Origin of the sequence: Pseudomonas tehranensis (assembly GCF_014268615.1) — a bacterium.
Taxonomy (GTDB): domain Bacteria; phylum Pseudomonadota; class Gammaproteobacteria; order Pseudomonadales; family Pseudomonadaceae; genus Aquipseudomonas; species Aquipseudomonas tehranensis.
In genome coordinates, this window is record NZ_JABWQV010000377.1 from 1 (window position 1) to 3,325 (window position 3,325).

Annotated in this window: 3 protein-coding genes; all 3 read right to left on the reverse strand. The window is 58.3% G+C overall.

Going from position 1 to position 3,325, the window contains the following annotated elements:
• Positions 1-121: 121 nt before the first annotated feature.
• Positions 122-907 (reverse strand): outer membrane protein OmpK, encoded by a 786-nt coding sequence (locus HU811_RS26010; RefSeq protein ID WP_186658929.1) that lies wholly within the window; start codon positions 905-907, stop codon positions 122-124.
• 507 nt (positions 908-1,414) lie between these two features.
• The gene (locus tag HU811_RS26015) at positions 1,415-2,716 is read right to left on the reverse strand and encodes a urate hydroxylase PuuD (RefSeq protein ID WP_186658931.1); all 1,302 of its coding nucleotides are present in this window, start codon (positions 2,714-2,716) and stop codon (positions 1,415-1,417) included.
• Positions 2,717-2,768: 52 nt separating this feature from the next.
• The gene (locus tag HU811_RS26020) at positions 2,769-3,272 is read right to left on the reverse strand and encodes an ureidoglycolate lyase (protein ID WP_186658933.1); all 504 of its coding nucleotides are present in this window, start codon (positions 3,270-3,272) and stop codon (positions 2,769-2,771) included.
• Between the last annotated feature and the right edge of the window lie 53 nt (positions 3,273-3,325).

A 3,325-nucleotide genomic window follows, 5' to 3' on the forward strand; every position in this document is an offset into this window, starting at 1 on the left:
GGAGCGAGCCTGCTCGCGATGACGGCGGCATATCCAACAGCTATTTAGCCTGACCCACCGCCATCGCGAGCAAGCACGCTCCCACCTGGATCCTTGTGTTTCCAGAGTTCAGGTGAATCAATCAGAAGTGATACTTGAGCAAGAAGCTGGTATTGCTCTGATCGGTCTTGAAGCCTTCGTTGTCTTTGATCCCGTATTTGTTCTTCCAGTAGTCGTATTCCACACCCACATACAACTGTTTGGCGCCCAGCTTCAGTGCCTTGCCCAAGTCATATTTGATCTGCGGGTTGATGTGCAGGTTGGCGTGGTAGGTGCCTTTGGAATTGCTGTCGTTGTCCACCACCCAGTCGATGAAGCCGTCGATCAGGATGTCGGATGAGCCCACCGGGAGGGTGTAGGCCCAGGTCGGTGTGATCTGCCAGACGTTGTCGCCAGCGCGCGGACCTTCGGTCTGGCGGTTGTAGAAATTCAACTGGAAGTAATCGAAACCGGGGATCGCCAGGTCGAAGCCCGGACCGATCAGGTAGGACTCGTTGTCGCCCTCACCAAACTCATAGGTCATGGCCAGCAACACATCTTTGATCGGACCCAGTTCCAGCTTCTGGTCGAAGATTTTGCCGAACGACAGGCGTGGGCTGAACTCACCGTAGTAGGTGTTCGGGCCGGAATTGCTGTCGTCCTGGCCGTTGTAGAAGATCCGGTCGAGGAAGAAGAAGTTGTCGCCATATTTCCAGGCATCGGCGTGCTCGAAGGTCACGGTTTGCTGGATGCGCGGGTTGACCTGGAAATCCTTGCCATAGAGGTAGGTCAGGCTGTTGTTCTGCCATTGGAACAGGTCGTCGGCCATCGCTTGGCCGGCGGTCAGCAAAGATCCCGCAAGTATCAGGCTGGTACACGTATGTTTCATTCGGTTTGCTCCCAAAGGTAAGTGGTACTGCTTTTTTTTTAAGATCAGCGCTCTGGTGTGGCGCTTTTTTCTACGGAAAAAACATCCGTTCGGTCAGCTTTTTGTTTGTGACAAGCGCTGACAGCAAGAGCTGAGCCAAGACCGGGATAAATCGGAAAAATGGCTTGTTCAGTGGTGTGAAGCGGTCGAAAAAGTGTGTTCAGCGGGAGCCGATATCTGCCAACACTGCAATAGTTGGCGTATCGGTCAGGATCTGCTGGTTTTATGCGGTACCGGATTCAAACGGCCGCGCAGGATACGGCCCTGCATTCATGGGCTCAAGTGCCCCGCAACGGCGCATTCGTGGCAAATTTGGGGCGTGATGGCGGGGCTGGGTCATCTGATGCTTTCCTCTTGTTTTTATTGTTGAGGCGCAGGCAGTCGCTGACGGGCGACCGGTGGTGTGCCGGTCTGCCTGTCAGCGGTATTACGTGTAGCGGGTGATGTCAGGTTTGATGTCGGCGGGACTCAGTTGGTCCGCGCCCCCTGGGTGATCCACGCGCCGATCAGGTCGCGTTCCTGTTGGGTCATCTGGGTGATATTGCCCAGAGGCATGATCTGCGTCGCCACGGCCTGGGCCTGGATGCGCGCGGCTTGTTGCTGGATCTGTTGCGGGGTATCGAACATCACCCCGCCCGGCGCGGCGCTGAACAACGGGCTGGTGGGTTTGGCCGAATGGCAGACCGAGCAGCGCTCCTGAATCACGCTATGGACCTTCTCGAAGGAAGGACCTTGGGCATTGGCGGCCTGGGCCGGCGTCGATGCCGGTGCGGCCGCGGGCGTTGCCGGTTTCGCGCCGCCGCCCACTGCCGTTTCCGGCAACGGTTGGTACTCGATCACACCAGGGGTTTTGGCGACTTCCGGCGCTGTGGCCATGGGTTTTGGACCCGTGACATAAGCCAGGCAGATCATCGCCAGCGCGCCGACCGGCAGCGTCCAGGCATACTTGTTGCTGTCGTGGCGGGTATTGAAATAGTGCCGCACCAACACCGCCGCCACGGCGATTCCGGCCAGGATCAACCAGTTGTACTGGCTGCCATAGGTGCTTGGGAAATGGTTGCTGATCATGATGAACAGCACCGGCAGGGTGAAGTAGTTGTTGTGGCGCGAACGCAACAGGCCCTTGGCCGGCAGTGCCGGATCCGGCGTGCGGTTCTCGGCAATGGCTGCCACCAGCGCGCGTTGGGCCGGCATGATGATGCGGAACACGTTGCCGACCATGATCGTCCCGATGACTGCCCCGACATGCAGGTAGGCACCGCGACCGCTGAACACCTGGCTGAACCCGTAGGCCGCGGCGATCAACAGCACGAACAGGATCAGGCCGAGCAGGGCAGGGCGTTTGCCCAGGGCCGAGTCGCAGAGAAAGGAATACACGAACCAGCCGACGAACAACGAGCCGATGCCCAGGGCGACGCCTTCGGCCCCGCTCAGGCTGCTGCCCGGTGCCAGCAGGTACAGGGTCGGGTTCCAATAAAACACCAGGCACAGCAGGGCGACGCCCGACATCCAGGTGAAGTAGGCTTCCCATTTGAACCAGTGCAGATTGTCCGGCATGGACGGCGGCGCGAGTTTGTATTTCTCCAGGTGGTAGATGCCGCCACCGTGGATGGCCCACAAATCACCGGCCAGACCGCTTTTGGGGTTGACGCGATTGAGGTTGTTTTCCAGCCAGACGAAGTAGAACGACGCGCCGATCCAGGCCACGCCAGTGATCATATGAACCCAGCGCACACTCAGGTTCAGCCATTCCAGCATATGTGCTTCCACAGTCTTTACCTCTCGCCCGTCACGCTTGTTTTCGCGTGATCGGACGCTTCTCTTATTGGTGGGGGGCGAGGATCAAAAAATCATCCTCTTTGAAGAAATGCTCATCGCAGTTATTGCCTGTGCCACTGCGATCAACCACCAGGAAGTCATCCCGCTTTTCGATCGTCAGCACCGGGTGGTGCCAGACGCCGCGATGGTAATTGATGCCCTGCCTGCCGTTGGTGACGAAGGCGCGGGCCAAACCTGATACAGGTACATCGCCAAGTGGCGCGACCACGATCAGAAAGGGGTTGCCGAGCAGCGGAATAAACGCCTGGCTGCCCAGCGGATGGCGCTCCAGCATGCGCACGGTCAACGGCATGTCCAGCGCATCGGCGCGGAAGATGCTGATGATCGCCTTGTCGTCCGGCTCGGCGGTTTCAACCGTCGCCAGGCGATGGAAGCGCATGGTCGAACCGTTGTTGATCATGAAGTGATCGCTGCCGTCGGTTTCGATCACGTCACCGAACGGGGCGAAGGCTTCTTTGGTCAACGGTTCGATCTTGAGTGTGCGCATGCTGGTCTTCTTATCCAAAAAATTCTGTGTCGTTTGTTCAGCTTCTGTGGCGA

What these genes read in the sequence shown, in the direction of transcription:
- HU811_RS26010 (WP_186658929.1), bottom strand. Translation starts at nt 907, where the DNA reads ATGAAACATACGTGTACCAGCCTGATACTTGCGGGATCTTTGCTGACC.
- HU811_RS26020 (WP_186658933.1), bottom strand. Translation starts at nt 3,272, where the DNA reads ATGCGCACACTCAAGATCGAACCGTTGACCAAAGAAGCCTTCGCCCCG.